This is a genomic window from Methanofastidiosum sp. (genome assembly GCA_035362715.1).
GTDB lineage: Archaea > Methanobacteriota_B > Thermococci > Methanofastidiosales > Methanofastidiosaceae > Methanofastidiosum.
This window is the reverse complement of the sequence record DAOSDU010000002.1, coordinates 1-18210: the sequence shown is the minus strand read 5'-3', so window position 1 is coordinate 18210 and position 18210 is coordinate 1. Positions and strand designations below refer to the sequence as shown.

21 protein-coding genes and 2 tRNA genes are annotated in these 18210 nt (G+C 37.2%); 7 read left to right on the top strand and 16 right to left on the bottom strand.

All coding sequences use genetic code 11. The features are described 5' to 3' along the window. Positions 1-2: 2 nt before the first annotated feature. The 5 genes from PLI06_01435 to PLI06_01415 all read right to left on the bottom strand — a co-directional run bounded on the left by PLI06_01435 (position 3) and on the right by PLI06_01415 (position 6001). Entirely contained in the window at positions 3-590 is a 588-nt protein-coding gene (locus PLI06_01435) for an acyltransferase (protein ID HOI76261.1), read from the bottom strand. Positions 591-632: 42 nt separating this feature from the next. Further along, positions 633-1586, bottom strand: coding sequence for a UDP-N-acetylglucosamine-1-phosphate transferase (locus PLI06_01430; protein ID HOI76260.1), 954 nt, complete (start codon positions 1584-1586; stop codon positions 633-635). An 11-nt stretch (positions 1587-1597) separates the two neighbouring features. Next, positions 1598-3751 carry a hypothetical protein gene (locus tag PLI06_01425; GenBank protein ID HOI76259.1) on the bottom strand — a complete coding sequence of 718 codons (2154 nt, stop codon included), beginning with the start codon at positions 3749-3751 and terminating at the stop codon, positions 1598-1600. Positions 3752-3827: 76 nt separating this feature from the next. Then, a complete protein-coding gene (locus PLI06_01420) occupies positions 3828-5411 on the bottom strand; it encodes a PKD domain-containing protein (protein HOI76258.1) in 1584 nt (527 codons plus the stop codon). Between the two features lie 65 nt (positions 5412-5476). After that, positions 5477-6001 carry a helix-turn-helix domain-containing protein gene (locus PLI06_01415; GenBank protein HOI76257.1) on the bottom strand — a complete coding sequence of 175 codons (525 nt, stop codon included), beginning with the start codon at positions 5999-6001 and terminating at the stop codon, positions 5477-5479. A gap of 115 nt (positions 6002-6116) precedes the next feature. On the opposite strand from PLI06_01415, the gene PLI06_01410 reads away from it, so the two are divergent. Together PLI06_01410 and PLI06_01405 are read left to right on the top strand one after the other, a co-directional pair. After that, entirely contained in the window at positions 6117-7109 is a 993-nt protein-coding gene (locus PLI06_01410; protein ID HOI76256.1) for an ABC transporter substrate-binding protein, read from the top strand. 39 nt (positions 7110-7148) lie between these two features. After that, complete coding sequence (locus PLI06_01405; protein ID HOI76255.1) at positions 7149-7937, top strand: ABC transporter permease; 789 nt, start codon at positions 7149-7151, stop codon at positions 7935-7937. On the opposite strand, the gene PLI06_01400 is transcribed toward PLI06_01405, so the two are convergent. Next, the gene (locus tag PLI06_01400) at positions 7909-8694 is read right to left on the bottom strand and encodes an ABC transporter ATP-binding protein (GenBank protein HOI76254.1); all 786 of its coding nucleotides are present in this window, start codon (positions 8692-8694) and stop codon (positions 7909-7911) included. The two genes, PLI06_01405 and PLI06_01400, sit on opposite strands and share 29 nt — an antisense overlap. 74 nt (positions 8695-8768) lie before the next feature. On the opposite strand from PLI06_01400, the gene mobB reads away from it, so the two are divergent. Continuing rightward, positions 8769-9242, top strand: a complete 474-nt coding sequence (gene mobB, locus PLI06_01395; GenBank protein HOI76253.1) for a molybdopterin-guanine dinucleotide biosynthesis protein B — start codon at positions 8769-8771, stop codon at positions 9240-9242. On the opposite strand, the gene PLI06_01390 is transcribed toward mobB, so the two are convergent. The 5 genes from PLI06_01390 to PLI06_01370 form a co-directional block, all read right to left on the bottom strand. Next, positions 9237-9557: a LysR family transcriptional regulator gene (locus PLI06_01390; protein ID HOI76252.1), complete on the bottom strand. Its 321-nt coding sequence runs from the start codon at positions 9555-9557 to the stop codon at positions 9237-9239. The two genes, mobB and PLI06_01390, sit on opposite strands and share 6 nt — an antisense overlap. 8 nt (positions 9558-9565) lie before the next feature. Further along, positions 9566-9691: a hypothetical protein gene (locus tag PLI06_01385; protein ID HOI76251.1), complete on the bottom strand. Its 126-nt coding sequence runs from the start codon at positions 9689-9691 to the stop codon at positions 9566-9568. Between the two features lie 61 nt (positions 9692-9752). Continuing rightward, on the bottom strand, positions 9753-10424 hold the full coding sequence (locus PLI06_01380; GenBank protein HOI76250.1) for a queuosine precursor transporter: 672 nt from the start codon (positions 10422-10424) through the stop codon (positions 9753-9755). Positions 10425-10437: 13 nt separating this feature from the next. Continuing rightward, positions 10438-11070, bottom strand: a complete 633-nt coding sequence (locus PLI06_01375) for a methyltransferase (protein HOI76249.1) — start codon at positions 11068-11070, stop codon at positions 10438-10440. Positions 11071-11147: 77 nt separating this feature from the next. Then, on the bottom strand, positions 11148-12794 hold the full coding sequence (locus PLI06_01370; GenBank protein HOI76248.1) for a cytosine permease: 1647 nt from the start codon (positions 12792-12794) through the stop codon (positions 11148-11150). A gap of 235 nt (positions 12795-13029) precedes the next feature. Here PLI06_01370 and PLI06_01365 point away from each other — a divergent pair, with 235 nt between their 5' ends. Further along, entirely contained in the window at positions 13030-13269 is a 240-nt protein-coding gene (locus PLI06_01365) for a hypothetical protein (protein HOI76247.1), read from the top strand. Between the two features lie 18 nt (positions 13270-13287). On the opposite strand, the gene PLI06_01360 is transcribed toward PLI06_01365, so the two are convergent. Both PLI06_01360 and PLI06_01355 read right to left on the bottom strand, forming a co-directional pair. Continuing rightward, positions 13288-13365: transfer RNA gene (locus PLI06_01360), tRNA-Met, on the bottom strand. Positions 13366-13379: 14 nt separating this feature from the next. Next, positions 13380-13452: transfer RNA gene (locus PLI06_01355), tRNA-Arg, on the bottom strand. 197 nt (positions 13453-13649) lie between these two features. Between PLI06_01355 and PLI06_01350 the strand changes: the two genes are divergently transcribed. Genes PLI06_01350 through PLI06_01340 form a run of 3 tightly spaced genes read left to right on the top strand, consistent with a single transcriptional unit; the run spans position 13650 to position 16670 of the window. Then, on the top strand, positions 13650-14513 hold the full coding sequence (locus PLI06_01350; protein ID HOI76246.1) for an MEMO1 family protein: 864 nt from the start codon (positions 13650-13652) through the stop codon (positions 14511-14513). After that, entirely contained in the window at positions 14507-15484 is a 978-nt protein-coding gene (gene mvk / locus PLI06_01345; protein ID HOI76245.1) for a mevalonate kinase, read from the top strand. The genes PLI06_01350 and mvk overlap by 7 nt, the downstream gene beginning before the upstream one ends. Further along, the gene (locus tag PLI06_01340; GenBank protein ID HOI76244.1) at positions 15477-16670 is read left to right on the top strand and encodes a diaminopropionate ammonia-lyase; all 1194 of its coding nucleotides are present in this window, start codon (positions 15477-15479) and stop codon (positions 16668-16670) included. The genes mvk and PLI06_01340 overlap by 8 nt, the downstream gene beginning before the upstream one ends. On the opposite strand, the gene PLI06_01335 is transcribed toward PLI06_01340, so the two are convergent. The 3 genes from PLI06_01335 to PLI06_01325 all read right to left on the bottom strand — a co-directional run. Beyond that, complete coding sequence (locus PLI06_01335) at positions 16663-17247, bottom strand: site-2 protease family protein (protein ID HOI76243.1); 585 nt, start codon at positions 17245-17247, stop codon at positions 16663-16665. The two genes, PLI06_01340 and PLI06_01335, sit on opposite strands and share 8 nt — an antisense overlap. Next, positions 17240-17893 (bottom strand): TraB/GumN family protein, encoded by a 654-nt coding sequence (locus tag PLI06_01330; GenBank protein ID HOI76242.1) that lies wholly within the window; start codon positions 17891-17893, stop codon positions 17240-17242. Before PLI06_01330 ends, PLI06_01335 begins: the two co-directional genes overlap by 8 nt. Further along, positions 17894-18210: CBS domain-containing protein (locus PLI06_01325; GenBank protein ID HOI76241.1), on the bottom strand; the 317-nt coding region annotated here is incomplete at its 5' end.

The window sequence follows — 18210 nt, the reverse complement described above, 5'->3', positions numbered from 1 at the left end:
TTTTATTCCTCTATAATTTCATAGTCTTCTTTATTCAAATAAAAGGTAGTCTTGCATACTGTGCATTCCATTAAAACTTTATCTTTCTCGTCACCAATTTTGACTGCTTTTCTACCACATTTGCAGACAAAACCTTTAAGCTTTGCGGGATTTCCAAATACAAGTCCGTATGCTGGAACATTCTTTGTAACTACTGCACCTGAACCCACCATAGCATATTCTCCAATAATAGTTCCACATATTATAGTGGCATTAGCTCCAATAGATGCCCCTTTCTTAACGAGGGTAGTAACAAGCTCCCAGTTACTGTTGAAAGCTCTTGGGTATAAATCGTTTGTAAATGTCATATGGGGGCCCAAAAAAACATCATCTTCAACTTCAACACCATGGTAGACAGAAACACCATTCTGAATCTTAACATTGTTCCCAATCTTCACATCAAAGTCGATGTAAACACACTTGCTTATAATGCAGTTCTCACCTACTTTTGCACCTTCCCTAATCTGTGATTGATGCCAAACTTTGGTATTTTTGCCAATTATAACACCTTTAGAAATTTCAGCAGTTTCATGAATAAAGTAATCTGCCATAGAAAAATAGTATAATAAAAAGAATTTAAAATTATCTGATGGTTATCTTGGTAAAACGTACAATACCCCAGCTATACCAGACATGACAGAAAACAAGTAACATAGAAGTATGGCTTTTTTTTCAGTCATGGGAAAATAGTAAGGTAAAAACCATTTCACGGTAAGATTATTCGGAACGTGAAGTATTCCATTTTGATCTACTTTTCCAAATTTAATATGGGGATACCCGCGTATTTTCCAGTAGACAAACATTAGGAAGTTGATTATATGGGGTATTAGTATTATTACCCCAAATATCTCCATATTCTGGAATATAATAAATCCTCCAAGAGCCCCCCCTATCATAAGGGTACCGATATTTCCCAAGAATATCCTTGAAGGGTATTTATTGAAGTACATGAAAGCTATCATTGCCCCTAGTATCGGTGCGATATAAACAAGGCCAATGTAATCATATTTTATAAAAGATGCTATGGCTGAGAACGCCAAAAGTATTGTGGTGACGCCCCCTGAAATCCCGTTGAATCCTGAATGCATATTTACTAAGTTTGAAACAACCATGACGTAAAGGGGGGCTATGATATAGGAGAATAATATCCCGAGTTCTATCTCTATGAATAAAAGTGAGAGATTTGTATCAAGATTTAGGAGCGCTATCGGAAATGCTAAAAAGAAAGGGGCAATGAGTTTTATTTTCCTCCCCACATTCACAAGGTCATCCACCAATCCAAAAATAGCATAAATAAAGATCACAAAATAAAATATCAAAAGTTCCTCAATCTGCGGGAAAAAAAGCTGGATTATAATCAAAGAGGATAGAACCCCCATTAGTATAGGAAGACCTCCCATTGTTGGAACAAGAGTTTTTTTAGTTTTATAGTAATCTTTTACCACGTGGCCTTCTTCTGCAAATTTATGAATGAATTTAGGTATAAGAAAAAAAGTAACTAAAAAACTGACAGTTATAGAAATAAAAAAAGTTAAGTAAGTTTGCATAGTATCAGCTGTTATCTTAATATTCTATAAATCTTTACATAGCCGTTATCGTATACCAGATTATAGTTTTGAAGACCACTCTCGTAAACAATAAGTCTTGCAAATAAAGTATCTTTGATAGTTTCAGGCATCATGATAGCATTTTGAGGTGTGATGTAAATTATCTGGGGTATCGATTGGAAAGTATACTGAACATTCTCATATACAAAGTTCTTTTCATTCGGATTTTCAATGACAAAGTTTGAAACGCCGTAACGCTGATTATTCTGCTCTATGTAACAGTAAGTATTTGTATCGCCAGTGACTAGGAAAAGTCTAGTTGCACCGCTTTCATATACATATGTAGTTGCATTGTTCAATTTTGATGTACCTTTGAAATAGAAATAAGCAGTTCTAAACGTATCCCTTCCTATCACGCTGTTAAGTACGCTAGTTTTAACTAAAAGGCTCTGGTCCACAAGAACATAGTTCATCTTAAAATTATTCCCAGTTGCCCTGTATGCTTCTTGCTCCATTGCTGTAATCTTCTGAATACCGGTGGAATCAGTAGCTCCAAGAAACTCTCCAAACCCGCTTATCCATGGATCCATCCCGCTTCGCATACCATCTGAAATTGTTCTCCTTCCTCCAACTGTCTGTATCCAGTACCCATAATCCCACCAGTTGCAGACTATTTCTTCCTGCGGGGTATTCTCATTTAACCACAGGAGTGCAGAGAGCCAGTTGTCATCAAGGTGAGGGGATTGAGAAGTCCTGTATGGGATTGAACCGCCATACCTCTGATCCAAAGGATTATAGAGAGACAGAGAACTGAATATAATAAGAGCAATTATAGTGATAGGAAGTGCCTTCTCTTTTGAGAACTTACTTGTTAAGAAGTCATAAATTCCCATAAATCCAAATGCAGCTATTATTGCAAAGGTAATACCCCCAAAGAATGCGTTTCTTAGCATCTGGTAAGACATGAAAGTATTAAATGCAAAAGCTGACAAAATAAAGAGAGTTTGTTTGGCATTTTTATTATTAAGAATCTGGAATATTCCGTATACCGCACCTATTACCGCCATTATCGGGAATAAGTAAAATTTATCCAAAAAGTCAGAGAATGTACTTGACTGGCCCTGGCCGGATATCCCGCTGATATCGATACTCTTGAATAGATATCCCAATATGTTGTAGTTTAGCACAAACTCAGCTATTGCAATAAGGATGACAGAAAGCACAGCCATAAAAACAATGTAATATCTCCTGTCTTTCGCAAAATACCCAGATAAATTAATGATGGATGCAAACCCCAGTCCTAGTAGTGCAAGATAAATTCTAAGCGACTCCAATTTATACGTAGGTATCAAAAAGTTGGCATAAATCAATGAAACAAGACAAACTCCCACCAAAATCCACATATCGATGTCCTTTATAATTCTGTCTTTGAGTGTAAGATTTTTGATTTTTTTAGTTTCTTTGATGAAAGGTTTGAAAAGGACATAAGTTGCAACTATTAGGGGAATAAAGAAGAAATTACCAAATGTGTTTGCGTATAAAATCAAAACTATAAGAGATAGTACTCCATATAATATAGTTTTGTTTCTTTCCTTTTCTTTAATGATAAACATGGCTAACAGCATGAAAAGAATAAAGAAAAATGAGCCGACTGTATCCTTCCACAATCCCCCTCCGGCAGTCCTGTAGATAAAAGCAGGCATTATTGCAAGGAAGAAAGATGATATAACTGCGACATATTTATTTCCCCATGCTTTTAATGCAACAAAGTATATCAGGATTGCGCCTATTACACCTATGAATATCGGGAGATACATATGGACTTTCAGGAGATCGGCGCCAGTTACCTTTGATAAAATTGAGGTCAATATAGGGAGACCTTGCAAGTCTTCAGCCACAAAGGATCTGGCAACAGTTGGTGCCATTGGGTCTATCTGGGGGATCCCCCCGGATAGGTAGTAAGCAGCTTCTCTTAAGAAGAAATACGGGTCATAACCCAATAATCTATTAAATCTTAGAGGCCAAGACCTCATAAAATATCCAATAACTACAGACAGTGCGAGACCGATAATGATAAGATAATTATCAAAACTATTAATTCCCTTAAAAGAAAATTTTTCTTTACTAATGATTTGTTTATCTTTTTTCCCCTTAGATTTGACCATAAAAACTCCCTACTTAACTCGTTTGAAAATAATTTAAATAATTAACTGAAAAAAAGAATATAAAAATAAAAAAGAATTAGTTCTTCCGTCTTCTGAAGTAGTAATAGACTAATGCTGCTGCGCCCAATACACCAGGAACCTCAAATCCAGGTACGCCTTTGATAGGTGAGCTTGATTCTTGCTCAACTGTGACATAGATTACATCTCTGTCTGTTTCTCCGTTGTTATCTGTTACAACTAGAGTCACTTTGTAAACGCCCGGTGTTGCATATGAGTGGAGAGGCTCCTTTTCATCTGAATCCCTATCATCTCCAAAGTCCCATGCATATTTTGTTATTGTTCCGTCAGAATCTGTAGATTTTGAAGCGTCAAAGTGTACTGCTTCGCCAACTTTTACTTTGGCATCGCTTCCAGCATCTGCTTTTGGAGGTTTATTTGTAGTAGCCGGCGGCGTAGTTGAATCTTCTGTGATTATGGCAATAGCTGTATCAGTATTTGTGGCTCCATTGTTATCTGTGACTGTTAGCGAAACAGTATATGTTCCAGGTGAGGCGTATACATGGCTTACTATTGATCCAGCTGAACTACCTCCATCTCCAAAGTCCCATGCATAGCTAACTATGGTGCCATCTGAATCAGTAGAGCTAGAACCATTAAAGCTGACTGACTGACCAACTTTTGAAGTTTTGTTGGCACCTGCATTTGCCTGTGGAGGATTGTTTGAAGGTGTTGGTGTAGGTGTTATAGACACAGTTAAGGTTTGAGTACGCTCATTATTTGTTTCAGTTTCCTCTGAAACTGTATTTGACGGATCTATGCCTGCTTTTACAGTCGTAGAACCTTCGGGGAGTATCAGGGATGGAAAATTAACTGTGGCTGTTGATCCAGCAGGCATATTAACATTTCCAGTACCATCAAACTTAGTAACTCCGTTAAACCAAATCTTTAGTCCAACTTCTCCAGTGTAATCCCCTGCACCACTGTTTGCAATGGTCACCACGACCATATTGGAAGCGCCTTTTTCGATATTAGTAATTTTTAAATCAGGTTTGCTAGATGGAGAACTATAGAAGTATAATAAAGTGGGGTTGTTGAAAGTAATCCTATCAACTTGGCCATCGTTGTCTGTTGTAGTTGTATATTCTATCCTAAACTGCAGATTTTTCTTGCCGGATGCAACTGCATTTGCGAGTTCAGACTTAACGTCCATCACGTCACTTGGAGCCGAGCCACCAGACCATACTGTCGATAACTTTGGCCCATTAAAATCAGATACTGTTAAACTAGTCCCATAATCTACATTATACACCCTTAGATTACCTAAAGTAGCAAAAGGATTGCCTAAAGTTATTGTATTATCTGTGAGCCCAAGAGTTGCAGAAGTGATAGTAGAGCCTGCAGGGATGGAAGATATGTCAAAACTCAAGAAACATCTGACTTGCAAGTTTCCAGCTTGATCTCCTGCTGTATACGTTCCGCTACCATAACTTGACCCCGAACTTGTCAAGCTTCCGCTTAACCCAGCATCGGGTGTATGTAATAGCAAGGGAAGTAATGGAAGAGGGTCTATGACAAATGGTACACTTGTTGTAGTTGTTAAAAGTCCAAGAAACAAAGTTGTTGCTAAAATTAAAGATATTATTTTTGTTTTGTTTTTCATAATTTCACCTATATTGTCCCGTTATTATTAGAAAAAGGAGATATTTAAATCTTATTATAGGTTAATCATGATTTTAATTTCTTAGCTGCAGTTTTTAGAGCAATTAGAATACTTTTTTGGGGCATTATCGTAACTACTGGGATCGTCACGACTTTTTCTACAATCGAGCTTACTATCGGAGCACAAACAAGTGCACTTGCACCATCCCTTTCTGCCCGAATAGACTGAATAAATACTTCTTCGATGCTAGTTGCAGAATACTCCTTTATCAGATATTTATTATCGCTATCTGAAACATAACTCTCATCAAGCATGTTAAGAACAGGCCTTGAGGCAATCAATGCAATGAATTTATTATTTTTTTCTTCTCCTTCTTTTAGGACTTCATGAATCTTTCTTAGTGTTTTGAGGTTTGGTTCCCTGTCACCGGAAAAAATCTTATAGATAGTTGGAAGTGGTATTCCCGAAATTTCAGAAAAATTTTTGATGCTCCCAAAGCTTTTTACTAAAAGTGATTCCAATTCAACTTTAAATCTATCATTAGTAAAAAATATGATTTCCTTTAATCTTTCTGATTCTGTATACCCCAACTTATCACCTTAATGTATATTAAAAGTTCTCATATTTATACTTTTGGGTAATAATTTTATACTATAATAGAAAAATTTATATATTAGAATAATGATTACCATACAGGTGAATTAAATGAAAAAAATATTTGGGATAATCGCTTCTATCTTGATTGCTTCGACACTCCTCTTAGGATGTGTAGGGCAAGGAACAGATGATACAAAAAAAATGACCGAACTTAAAATAGGTTACCAGCCAAGCACCCACCAGATTGCAGAAATGATTGCAATGGAAAAGGGGTGGTGGCTAAACGACCTTAAGAAGTACGGGATTGAAAAAGTAACAGATTATGAATTTCCTTCTGGGCCTCCAGAAATGCAGGCAATGCTAGGTGGGCAGATTGACATAGCCTATGTAGGTGCAACACCCCCAATACCAGCAATTGACCAAGGCCTAGATGCTAAAATAGTTGCTGCTGCCCAGACACAGGGATCAGATATAGCCATATGGCCAGAAAGTGAATATACTGGCCCGTCGTTCTTTATAGGGAAAAAAATAGGTACATTTCCACCTGGATCAATACAGGATATGGTATTAAAGAAATGGTTAATGGACAACGGAATAGATGTTTCAAAAGTGGATATAAAAGCCATGGGGCCGGGAGATGCAACTACCGCTTTAACAGCAAAACAAATTGATGCAGTGTTCTTACCCCATCCTTCACCTGCTCTTCTAGAAATAAATGGTAATGGAAAGAGCGTCGTTGAGTCCGGTGAAATGTGGCCTGGCCATGCCTGTTGCGTACTTTTAGTCAGCGGAAAACTGATGAGGGAGAATCCAGAACTCGTAAAGGAAATTATAAACACTCACATCAAAGCCACAGAATATATCAAAGACAATCCTGAAGAGGCAGCAGAGATAGCTTCAAGGAAACTTGGATTGAGCAAAGAAGTTGTCTTGTATTCTATGAAAAACTCGGACACAACATTCATTCACAATCCACACGACATAGTTATTTTCATGGAAGCATATGCAAAAGAGCACTACGATCTTGGGTACACAAAAAAACTTCTTACTGTAAACGACCTTGTAGATACAAAGCTTTACGACGAAGTCTCTAAAAAATAAAGGATAAATATTTAAATAAATTTTTTACTTTTTATCCAAATGAATGAATACGATAATTTTCTAAAAAAGTATAGGATTTATACTATAATTTCACTTGGCGTAGCAGTTGCCATATGGCAGATTATTGCAGCCCTTATAGTAAAAAATCCTTTTATTCTACCAAGTTTCACGGAAACGATTACATCTTTATACGATTTGATAGTAAGAATGGAGATATTTGCTGATTTAGCCATAAGTTTATACCATTTTGCAATAGGAATGTTCTTTGCGATTATTTTTGGTATACCTATTGGGATGGCAATGGGCTGGTTTAAGAAAATAGACAATTTGATGGACCCTTTAATTGAATTATTAAGGCCTGTCCCACCTCTCGCATGGATACCTTTTGCAATAGTCTGGTTTGGATTGACCCACCAGTCTGCAGGATTTATTATTTTTATCGGGGCATTTTTCCCAATACTTACAAACACTTATTCAGGGTTTAGTAGCGTCCCAAAAACCTTAGTTGAAGCGGCGAAGGTTTTAGGATGCACCAAAAATAAAGACTTACTCAAATCAGTTGGTCTTCCCTCCTCATTTCCAGATATAGCCGTTGGACTACGAGTTGCAATGGGAATAGGTTGGATGTGCCTTGTTGCGGCAGAACTTTTTGGGGTTAGTAAAGAAGGGCTTGGATATAAAATTTGGTGGTATTATTACCTCCATAGAATGGATAACGTTCTTTCTTATATGATAGTCTTAGGCCTTATAGGACTAGGAATAAACTGGGTATTCAGATACGTTGTGGAGAAAAAACTTCTCAGGTGGATGGAGGGGACTGTATATTAATCTCTGCCATAAGTTCTTCCAATATATCTTTCCTTAACATTACAAATTCTGTATTGGTCCTATTTCTCTTTCTAGGAAGAGCTATCTTAAATTCCTTTTTTATTTTTGCAGGCCTTTTGGTTAAAACTAAAACCCTATCCCCAAGGTAAACTGCCTCGTCAACATTGTGTGTGATAAATATAATTGTTTTTTTTGTTTCAGTCCAGATTCGTAAGAGCTCATCTTGAAGAATATTTCTTGTCTGCGCATCTAGTGCCCCAAATGGTTCGTCCATAAGTAAAACATCAGGGTCATTGACTAAGGCCCTTGCAATTGCCACTCTTTGCTTCATTCCCCCTGATAATTGGTGAGGATAACTGTTCTCATATCCGCTCAATCCTACCATTGAAATAAATTTATTAGATAACTTTTTTCTTTCTTCAGGGGGTAGGCCCTTGTACTCAAGACCAAATTCAACGTTTTTCTGGACCGTTCTCCATGGAAACAATGCAAACTCTTGAAAGACCATCCCTTTTTTTGAAGATGTGGATTCCACTTTTTTCCCATCAAGAAGCACTTCCCCGGAGTCAGCTTGTTGCAAGCCTGCTATGACCCTTAAAATTGTTGTTTTACCGCAACCTGAAGATCCAACTATGGAAAGAAATTCACCCTCGTAAACATCAAAACTAACATCTTCGATTACAGGCAGAGGTTTCCCATCGTCAGAATTAACAAAACTCTTTGATATATTATTTACCTCAACCTTTATTTTATTCATATACATTGTCTTGTAAAACTACTTTTAAATTTTGCCATGATTCAATTTATAAAGAAAGAGCTTTTTTTATCTTTATGAAGATAATTGGAGTTTATGGCTTTAAGAAATCAGGAAAGACCACAGTTGTAACTTCAATTATCAATGCCCTGGCCAAAGAAGGATATTCTGTTTCATCCGCGAAAAGCATCCATATTGATAACTTCTCTTTGGAGACTGAAGGCACAGATACATTCAAACATCACGATTCTGGTGCAAAAAGTGTTGGCTTAGTTTATCCAAAGGGCAAGGCAATCTTATACTATGATCAAAATACTGAAGATTTCCTAAATAAGTTTGAATCAGATTACCTTATTCTTGAAGGTTTTAGAGATTATAAATGTCCAAAAATTCTCTGTGCAAGGGAGGAAGCTGACATATTAAAAGACTTAAGAGAGGATGTTTTCTGCATATCGGGTTTAATCTCAAATAAGATTCAAGAGTATAACGGGATCCCTGTAATTAATCATGACCAAATAAAAAAAATTATAGAAATAATAGAGAAGTTATAGATTTTTGATACACTTCTCAAGAACCTCTTTTGTTTGGGTATACTCAGATAGTATCTTTTCACCAAATGGGGTCAACTCTGAATGGCCGCCGCCTTTCCCACCCCTAGTTTTAGAAATAATTTCTTGACCAGAACTCCTTTCAATCGCCCTTATCTTCCTCCATGCGTGGGCATAGGATATATTATAAAAGTTTGCTGCTTCAGAGATGGATTTCAACTCCTTAATTTTAAGCAAAAGGTCAGCAGTTCCCTTTCCCAAAATATATCTTTTTTCTTTGTCTTCAAGCCACATTTTGAATTTAGGTACATGTTCCATAGTATCAATCACATGAAGAGTATATATGCCACAATCATGAAAATTATTAAGAATATTGCTAAGATTATACTATCTCTGTTGCTGAGTCTTGCCTTTGGAACCCCATCAATATCCCTGTCAATTTCTTCTTCCATATTACTACCATTTTTATTAGGAGTTAAAAGTATATAAATCAAATGGTTTATCAAAATGAAATTAATATTTATTGTAAATGAATTTTACAATATATAAAAAAGGTGTATCAAGTACAGCTATTATCCATTTTACTATATACTGCCCTATGACTAATGACAAGAGGATATCCATTGGGGTAGTTCCATAAAATGCAATTGTGATGAAAATAATTGTATCTACAAACTGGCTTATCATCGTTCCTGCATTGTTCCTAAGCCAGAGGTGCTTTGGGTACTTATTTTTAAAAAACATGAAAATTTTTACATCAAGATTTTGGGATACTATATATGCAATCATTGATCCAAAAACAATTCTTGGAACTATTCCAAATATGGACTCAAAAGCGGCCTGACCCTGCCAAAATGGAGCTGCCTGCCATTGAACTGCAACCCAGATTGAAACAACGAGTACTATGTTTGATAAAAATCCGACAAAGACAGCCTTGATTGCTTCCTTCTCAGAGTATAATTCTGAAAGAAAATCAGTCAGCAAGAATGTAGTTGAATAGACTAAGACTGCCGCAGGGACTGTAAAGGGCCCAAAAACTACTATTTTGGATGCAATGATGTTGGCAACTACAGTAAAGCATGCAAACATCCCGATAATATATTCCACCCCATATCTTTTGGCAATAAGTGCAGAAATAGATCCGATTGCCAATGTCAAAAGAATCCAGACTATAACTTCAATCATGCGACAATGCCCCCTATTTTGTCATTGGTTTTGGATAATTTTTCACGTTAGTAGTTTTATTAAGAAACCCGTAAGGAAGTATAAACGGTACCCTCTTCGTGTAATTTACATATCGCTCTCCAAACAAAGCAATCATGGCTTTTTCTTCTTCTTTCGACATGTAGACGACAAAAAGAGTGATCAGGATTGCAAATTCAAGGTAAAGAAGGTAAGGGCTTGCAATAATGAATCCCCACACGGCCAATAGCCATGAAAAATACAGAGGATGCCTACAAATAGAATACGCACCGTCATAGAAGAATACCTTCGGAGTGTCGAGTATCCCAAAATATTGGGGTAGTCTATCGGCTTTTGATATTTGAAGTGTTACATAAGAAGATAACCACATAGCTATCAAAGGCGGAACTATTCCGATTAGACCTTTTAGGGGGGTAAAAAGCTCAGGTGTTGTTTTCCTATATAAAAATACAAAGTATAAAGTAAGGCCCAATAATAAGAGTGAAACAGGTATTCTTATCAAAGTATACGAGGAAAGACTTAATCTAAATTTTGATGTAAATATTTTCTTAAAAGACTCTTTTGAAGTGGCTAAATGCCAAATGGCAAAAATAATGAAAACTAATAAAACTAACAAATATTCAATCATAAAATCACATAAAAACTTAATTCAATTATATTAAAAAGATTTCTTAAAAATTAAAGAAAAATTAAAAATTAAATTTTTTATTTTGGTACAGGACTAAAGTCCTTTGCATACCATGCTGGGTAGAGGACGTAGTAGAGTATCAAAGATATAAATAATCCTATGAACCATGTCCACATTCCTGCTGCTGGAACTAACAAAGGTAGACCCATTGAAACTACTATCCCAAGGAATAGTGAAACTGCACCGACCATATTGACTCCGTGTGTTTTAGAGTATCCAAGGTATATTGAACTCAATACACCAAGTATTAATACTGCTGTTGTAATCCATGAAGGCCATCCTGTTCCAAGTATTAATCCCTTTGTTGAGAAGTACACAATCAATCCTGCACATATTAGTAATAGCACGGTCATTATTGGGTTTGCAGTCTTCTTGAAATCATAGTATCCGTTATTCTTGTATATGTCATCTAATTTAATAGTTTGTTTCCTAATAAGCCAGAAGTCTGCTATAACGACACCTGCAACAGGTCCAAGGAATGCTCCGTATCCCAATAACCATGTCCAAATATATGCATTTGGATCTGCCAAGAATCTCCAAGGCTGCATTAGTATACCTATCAAGCTTATGATAATGGTTGTAACTTCCCAGTTTAATTTCTTGGGATATACGTGCATTACATCGTTGATTGGAGCAACCATGTTTGCAGCGATGTTTGTTGTAAGTGTTGCTAGAATGACGAATATTAATCCAACGTAAATGAAGAATACACTTCCAGTTTTAATCATCAAAGCTACAGGGTCCCAGATTGCACTTCCGAAAATAACAACTGATGCTGATGTGACTGCTACCCCTATGAAGGAGTATAAGGTCATTGTTGTTGGCATTCCAAGTGTCTGGCCTATATACTGAACTTTTTGATTCTTAGCAAACCTAGTCAAGTCCGAGATATTAATCGCTAAAGTTGCCCAGTATGCTACCATTGCAGTCAAGAATGCTGGCCAAATAGCCATAGAAGCTGTTGTCGGTTGGTTTAAAATTGGTCCCCATCCACCTGCATTTGAGTATCCCCACCAGAGTAAACCTATTCCGATAAGGAGTAGTAATGGTGCTGAAAGGTCGTTCAACCATTTTACACCAGGTGCAGATTTCTTAGGTGAAGAGTAGTAACAAATTACAACTGTCATTATCCAAGACAAAAGGAATGATATGACTGTGTGTGCATTTAAGTTGAAAAATGGTATAGTTCCAGTCATTGCACCGTATCCAGCTGGACTTAATTCTACTAAGATACCGTCAATTGCGAAGGCCATAACCATTGTCTGGATCCCAAACCATCCTATGGCTACAACTGCCCTTAACAGTGCGGGGATGTTGGCCCCGTAAATACCAAATGCGCTTCTCAAGAAAACAGGGAATGGTATACCGTACTTTGCTCCGGCGAAGGAGTTTAGAACCATTGGAATCAATACAATTATTTGACCGAGAGCTATGGTACCAATGACGATTGCCCAATTGAATCCAGCGTCAACCATACTTGCACCTAACATCCATGTTGGAACACATACGGACATTCCTACCCATATAGCAATGTACTCGTAGTATCCCCATGTCCTTTTTGCAAAGGGTACAGGTGCCAAGTCTTTGTTGTAAAACTGAGAATCAGGCAATGTTTCAGTAAGTTCAAACCTACCGTTTTCCTCTTTAACAATAGACTTTGCCATCTTTTTACCTCCAAATTTTTTGCCGATTATATTGTCGACGTATTATTATGTAATTGGATATTTAAAAATGTTTTGGTAAGTTATTAGCCGAAATAAGATTTTATTGGATAAGTGGCTAATAATATGGTCAATAATCGAAAATTTTTTCTATTTGTGATGAAAAAATATTTTTAAAAAAAAATGCCGGAATAAGCTTACTGGAAATATTTATAAAATATAATTAAAATCAATTGTTGTGGCATCGACAATATTGATTAATCTGATTTTTACTGCAATAATCTCAATAATGTCCTATTTAAAATATCTAAGCGCAAAGAAAGATATTTACAAATCCTTTGCAATTGGCTTTGCACTCTTTTCAATTCCTTATCTTTTTACTGTATTGAGGATTTCTTTTTATGGGAGAAGTGAAGTTGATCTGATAATCAGCATCATAGGGTACATTGCCATTATTTATGGAGTAATGAACAGATAATTTTTCTTAAAAAAAATTTGGTAGCGGGGAGTGGATTTGAACCACTGGCCTGCGGGTTATGAGCCCGCCGGGCACTCCTAGCTGCCCTACCCCGCTAGAATAAACATAAGCGGACCCGGAGGGATTCGAACCCTCGATCTACGGCTTAGAAGGCCGTCGCCTTATCCGCTGGGCTACGGGTCCCGACGCCTTAGATTATAGTGTAATCTTTGTTGGCAACTTATAAATGTTTCTCTCAAAAATAAAGTTTAAAATTAATGAAGATTAAAGATAATGTTTATATTTTTACCATTTATAGAAATTTAAAAAGGATAATCTTGAATAATATAAAAATAAAATAATAAGAAAGGCATATAAATTTCAAGGTCAAAAGACTAAATATGTATCGGCCCCCATATGTTGCCGGGAGTTTTTATCCAGAAGACAAATCAGCACTTCAAAAAATGATTGGAAATTTTATGGAAGAAGCAAAAAGGAATATTGATTTTATCGATGAAGGAAAATATGCCGGGGTGTTGTGTCCTCATGCGGGGTATGTTTTTTCTGGCAAAACTCAGGCACACTCATACTATTATTTATCAAATTCTCTCCCGGAAACTTTTGTTATCCTTGGGCCAAATCATACTGGACTGGGTCTTCCTGTAGCACTGATGGATAAAGGGTCATGGGAAACACCTTTTGGGGAAATAAAAATAAATGAAGAGCTCGCCTCAAAAATAGTTGAAAATTCAGGGTTCATTGGAGTTGATTCTGCCGCCCATAAATATGAACACTCAATAGAGGTACAGCTGCCATTTTTACAATACATAAAAAAAGACATTACTTTTGTCCCGATATGCATGGGGATTCAGGATAAAGAGACGGCCCTTGATATAGGAAAGGCGATTGCTAAATCAAGCAAAGAATCTTTAGGGGTAATCGCTTCAAGTGATCTGGTCCACTATGGCAGTCGATTTGGATATAGCCCAATTAGGGGTAGCAAAGAAGAGACTCTTTTGTGGATAAAGAACAATGATATGGAGATTCTTAAAATGGCAGAGAATTTTGATATAGACGGATTATATCAATTCATAGAAAGTAAGGAGTATACTACATGTGGCTATGGCCCACTTTCTGCTATGCTTTCATCTATGAAAGAGTTAGGTGCAAAAAAAGCAAGAATTTTAGATTATTCAAATTCTTATGAAACGTCAGGAGATTATAGCACTGTTGTAGGTTACGGCTCGGTGGGGATCAGATGCTAGTATCTGCACCAGGTAAGATAATCCTATTTGGGGAGCATTCCGTTGTTTACGGGAAAGGCGCAATAGCTTCGGCAATAGATTTACGCACATATACCGATGGAAAATTATTGAATGAGAAAATAATCAAAATCCATGCAAATGATCTTAAAATACCTGGCCTCAGTATATCATTTTCTGAAGAGGAAGTTTTTTTAGGGACAGATTATGGCAAGGCTGGCTTTGTGGTATCCTATGTTAAGTCAGCTATAGAGCGGATATTCACTGAATATGGTTCAAGAAAAGGCTTTGAAATTTCCATAAAATCAGATATACCTGTTGGTGCTGGGCTTGGCTCATCTGCTGCCGTTGTTGTCCCAACGTTAAAGCTTCTTTCAGAACTTCTTGAAATGAAACTTAAAAACGAGGAGATAGCAAGAATGGGAAAAGAAGTTGAGTTTGAAGTTCAGGGAAGCTCAAGTGGTATTGATCCTGCAGTTTCAGCTCTTGGTGGCGGAGTTTATTTTAAGAAAGGAAAGATTGAAAGATTCTCCGCACCGAATCTCCCACTGATAGTTGGATATACTGGAGAAAAAGGAAGCACAAAGATTCTTCTTGAGAAAGTAAAGATGTTGAAGGAAGAGTATCCTGGAATCGTTAATGACATTATGGATGCCATGGGAGAGATAGCAGAAAAAGGAAAAAAGATATTGCACGATAACGGTGATTTAAACGAACTGGGAGCTTTGATGAACATCAATAATGGCCTTCTTGAAGCTATTGGCGTTTCAACAAAAGAGTTATCAGAGCTTGTATTTGCATCAAGGATTTCTGGTGCTCTTGGTGCAAAGATAACTGGAGCGGGTGGCGGTGGGTGCATGTATGCACTCGCACCGAACAAACAGAGGGAAGTAGAAACTGCCATAAAGATTTCTGGCGGGATACCTATCAGAACTAAAACAACTGATGAAGGGGTCAGGATCGAGCATGAGTGAATATTTATCATACATTATTAATGACAGGGCACGCGATTACTCGATTAAGAAAACTTCAACAGATTTTGTTTCTATTGATGTGGCAAAAAAGTTGAGGTCAATCTATTCTGATATGCCGGAGTATCATAAGACGCCTCTAGTACCTTTGGAAAAACTTTCAGAGAAAATTGGTGTTGGAAAGATATGGGTGAAGGATGAATCGTATAGATTTGGCCTTAATTCGTTTAAGTCACTTGGCGGGATCTATGCAATTTATAAATCATTAGAGAAAATGGCCGGCAGGAATATTTCTATCTCTGAAATATTTTCTCCCTCTTTTAAGGAAGGTATTGGTGAATTGACATTTTCTGCTGCAACTGACGGAAATCATGGGCTTGGTGTCGCATGGGCTTCCATGAAGCTTAGGCAGAAGGCCGTTATTTATTTACCAAAAGGTACAGCTCCTCAGAGAGTTGAAGCTATAAGAAAGACTGGAGCTAAAGCTGTTGTAATAGAGGGGAACTATGACGATGCTGTGGAAAAGATGGCAAGAGACGGTGAGAAAGAAGGCTGGCAGGTAATATCCGATACTGCATGGGAAGGCTATCAAGACATGCCAAGATGGATCATGCAGGGCTATACTGTTCTATTTGATGAAGCTATGGAGGAGATAAAGGAGAACGGTAGCGATATGCCAACTCATATAATTCTCCAAGCAGGTGTTGGCTCTTTTTCTGCTTCGGGAGTCGGTTATTTTAATTCAATCTATGGTAAAAAAAGGCCAGTCTCGATAATTGTTGAACCTGATAATGCGGCTTGTTTTTATGAATCGATTCAGATAAATGATGGAAAGCCTCACAGGGCAAAAGGAGATCTTTCAACTATAATGGCGGGATTGTCATGTGGCGTCCCAAATCCAATAGCATGGGGCATTCACCTTGACTATTCTGATGTCTTTGTTTCGTGTAAGGATGAGCTATCTGCATTATCAATGAGGGCATTAGGAAATCCGTTGAAAGGCGACAGAAAAATAGTGTCTGGGGAAAGTGGTGCAATTGGCCTTGGTGTCTTAATGCATATCAAAAAAGCTCTAGAAATTGGGAAGGATTCAGAAATTCTATTAATCAGTACTGAAGGCGATACAGACCCGAAAAATTATTTTGATATTGTGTGGGGAGGAAAACTCCCATCACGAGTTCCTATATAGTCATGATTATAATAACTCCAATTGCCATAAGTCCAATCCACCACATTTTCTCATGACGGAATATCTTTGTTCCATCAAGAGGCCCAAATGGCAAAAGATTGAACACACCAATAAAAGCACTGACATATGCAATTTGTGCCAATAGAGGGATAAATGTAAATCTAAAAAGAGCAAGAGTAGAAACTGCGACTATCATATTTGCTAAAGGTCCAGAAAGAGATATCTTTGCGTCTTTCTTCTCATCTGTCAATCCATATATGTAAACTGCGCCGGGTGCCGCAAACACTATTCCAAGAGCAAAGGACATCCCTAACGCAAGCAAAAGCCCCATCTGCCAAAGATGAAACTGGGCAGGGTATCCATATCTAATTGCAGTAAATTTATGAGAAAGCTCATGAAGCAAAAAAGCAGCACCCACTATCACAAAATATTTTGGAAGGGTTGAGATAAAAGATATCATTTTTGTGACACTGCTTAATGCAAATGCACCACCGTTGAATGCAAATCCAAATGCAAGGGACAATGCCGCCCATGCAACTACAAGCTCAATAACTTCTTTTTTAGTAAAATTATACATCTGTTTCACCTAAATATCTCTTTATCCCGGAAACATGCCCTGCTCCCACGATAGCTAAAACCTTTTCCTTCTGTATTCTTTTTAAGTTTTCTGCCATGAATCTGTCACGCTCGTCCACAAGCACCTCATATATGAAGGGATACCTTTCTTTTATTTCATGAATCAACTCTACAGGATTTTCATAAACATAATCAATTGAGTACTCTTTGTCAGGTAAAATTGCATCTTTTAAAATCATGACCTTTTCTTTGAATCCAACTTTTTCTAAGAGCTTCTGTATAGTTATCCTAAGATCCCTATCGATTAATGCCACAGGTATACCTAAAGACCTAGCTTCTACAGCGGCCTCAATCATTTCCCTTCCGGCCATAATCCCCGTATCGCTTGATATCTTCTTCTGAAGATAGGACATAAACAGTAACAAAAGTGCATTTCTGAAGCCAAAATCTTTCATCTCACGAAGCGTTGGCTTTCTATCATCATTATGCAAGAGCGCATCGAGCCTTGCAGGATCAAGCTCAAGAGCAACTATATCTGGTTTTTCTTCTCTTATTGCTTCCCGGACTTCAATAACACTCTTCTCATAGACATGCGCAGTACCAAGAATTATGTAGTTAGTATCGCCTACTTTCAGAAATTCCTTCATTTAAATCCTCTTTAGCATAAGTATTTCGGAGAATTTGAGTATATCTGTTTTTGATATGAATCCTATTAGCTTCCCATTTTCAAGGACTGGTGCTCTTCCAAGTTTTTTTTCTGTGAGTTTGTTGTGAAGTTTAAATACTTCCATATTCGGGGATGCAATGATTATATCTTTCACCATGACATCTTGAACTTTAGTATCGATCCATTTAATCCTTGGAACTTGGAGAAGCTCATTTATAGTTATGATACCTAAAAGATTGCCATCAAAAACAACAGGGTATCCCTTGTGTCTTTTTTCAATCAAGAGCTTTTCAAACT

Bases quoted from the DNA above. Each gene is read 5' to 3' on its own strand.
- PLI06_01435 (HOI76261.1), bottom strand. From the start codon at position 590: ATGGCAGATTACTTTATTCATGAAACTGCTGAAATTTCTAAAGGTGTT.
- PLI06_01430 (HOI76260.1), bottom strand. From the start codon at position 1,586: ATGCAAACTTACTTAACTTTTTTTATTTCTATAACTGTCAGTTTTTTA.
- PLI06_01425 (HOI76259.1), bottom strand. From the start codon at position 3,751: ATGGTCAAATCTAAGGGGAAAAAAGATAAACAAATCATTAGTAAAGAA.
- PLI06_01420 (HOI76258.1), bottom strand. From the start codon at position 5,411: ATGAAAAACAAAACAAAAATAATATCTTTAATTTTAGCAACAACTTTG.
- PLI06_01410 (HOI76256.1), top strand. From the start codon at position 6,117: ATGAAAAAAATATTTGGGATAATCGCTTCTATCTTGATTGCTTCGACA.
- PLI06_01405 (HOI76255.1), top strand. From the start codon at position 7,149: ATGAATGAATACGATAATTTTCTAAAAAAGTATAGGATTTATACTATA.
- PLI06_01400 (HOI76254.1), bottom strand. From the start codon at position 8,694: ATGAATAAAATAAAGGTTGAGGTAAATAATATATCAAAGAGTTTTGTT.
- mobB (HOI76253.1), top strand. From the start codon at position 8,769: ATGAAGATAATTGGAGTTTATGGCTTTAAGAAATCAGGAAAGACCACA.
- PLI06_01390 (HOI76252.1), bottom strand. From the start codon at position 9,557: ATGGAACATGTACCTAAATTCAAAATGTGGCTTGAAGACAAAGAAAAA.
- PLI06_01385 (HOI76251.1), bottom strand. From the start codon at position 9,691: ATGGAAGAAGAAATTGACAGGGATATTGATGGGGTTCCAAAGGCAAGA.
- PLI06_01380 (HOI76250.1), bottom strand. From the start codon at position 10,424: ATGATTGAAGTTATAGTCTGGATTCTTTTGACATTGGCAATCGGATCT.
- PLI06_01375 (HOI76249.1), bottom strand. From the start codon at position 11,070: ATGATTGAATATTTGTTAGTTTTATTAGTTTTCATTATTTTTGCCATT.
- PLI06_01370 (HOI76248.1), bottom strand. From the start codon at position 12,794: ATGGCAAAGTCTATTGTTAAAGAGGAAAACGGTAGGTTTGAACTTACT.
- PLI06_01350 (HOI76246.1), top strand. From the start codon at position 13,650: ATGTATCGGCCCCCATATGTTGCCGGGAGTTTTTATCCAGAAGACAAA.
- mvk (HOI76245.1), top strand. From the start codon at position 14,507: ATGCTAGTATCTGCACCAGGTAAGATAATCCTATTTGGGGAGCATTCC.
- PLI06_01340 (HOI76244.1), top strand. From the start codon at position 15,477: ATGAGTGAATATTTATCATACATTATTAATGACAGGGCACGCGATTAC.
- PLI06_01335 (HOI76243.1), bottom strand. From the start codon at position 17,247: ATGTATAATTTTACTAAAAAAGAAGTTATTGAGCTTGTAGTTGCATGG.
- PLI06_01330 (HOI76242.1), bottom strand. From the start codon at position 17,893: ATGAAGGAATTTCTGAAAGTAGGCGATACTAACTACATAATTCTTGGT.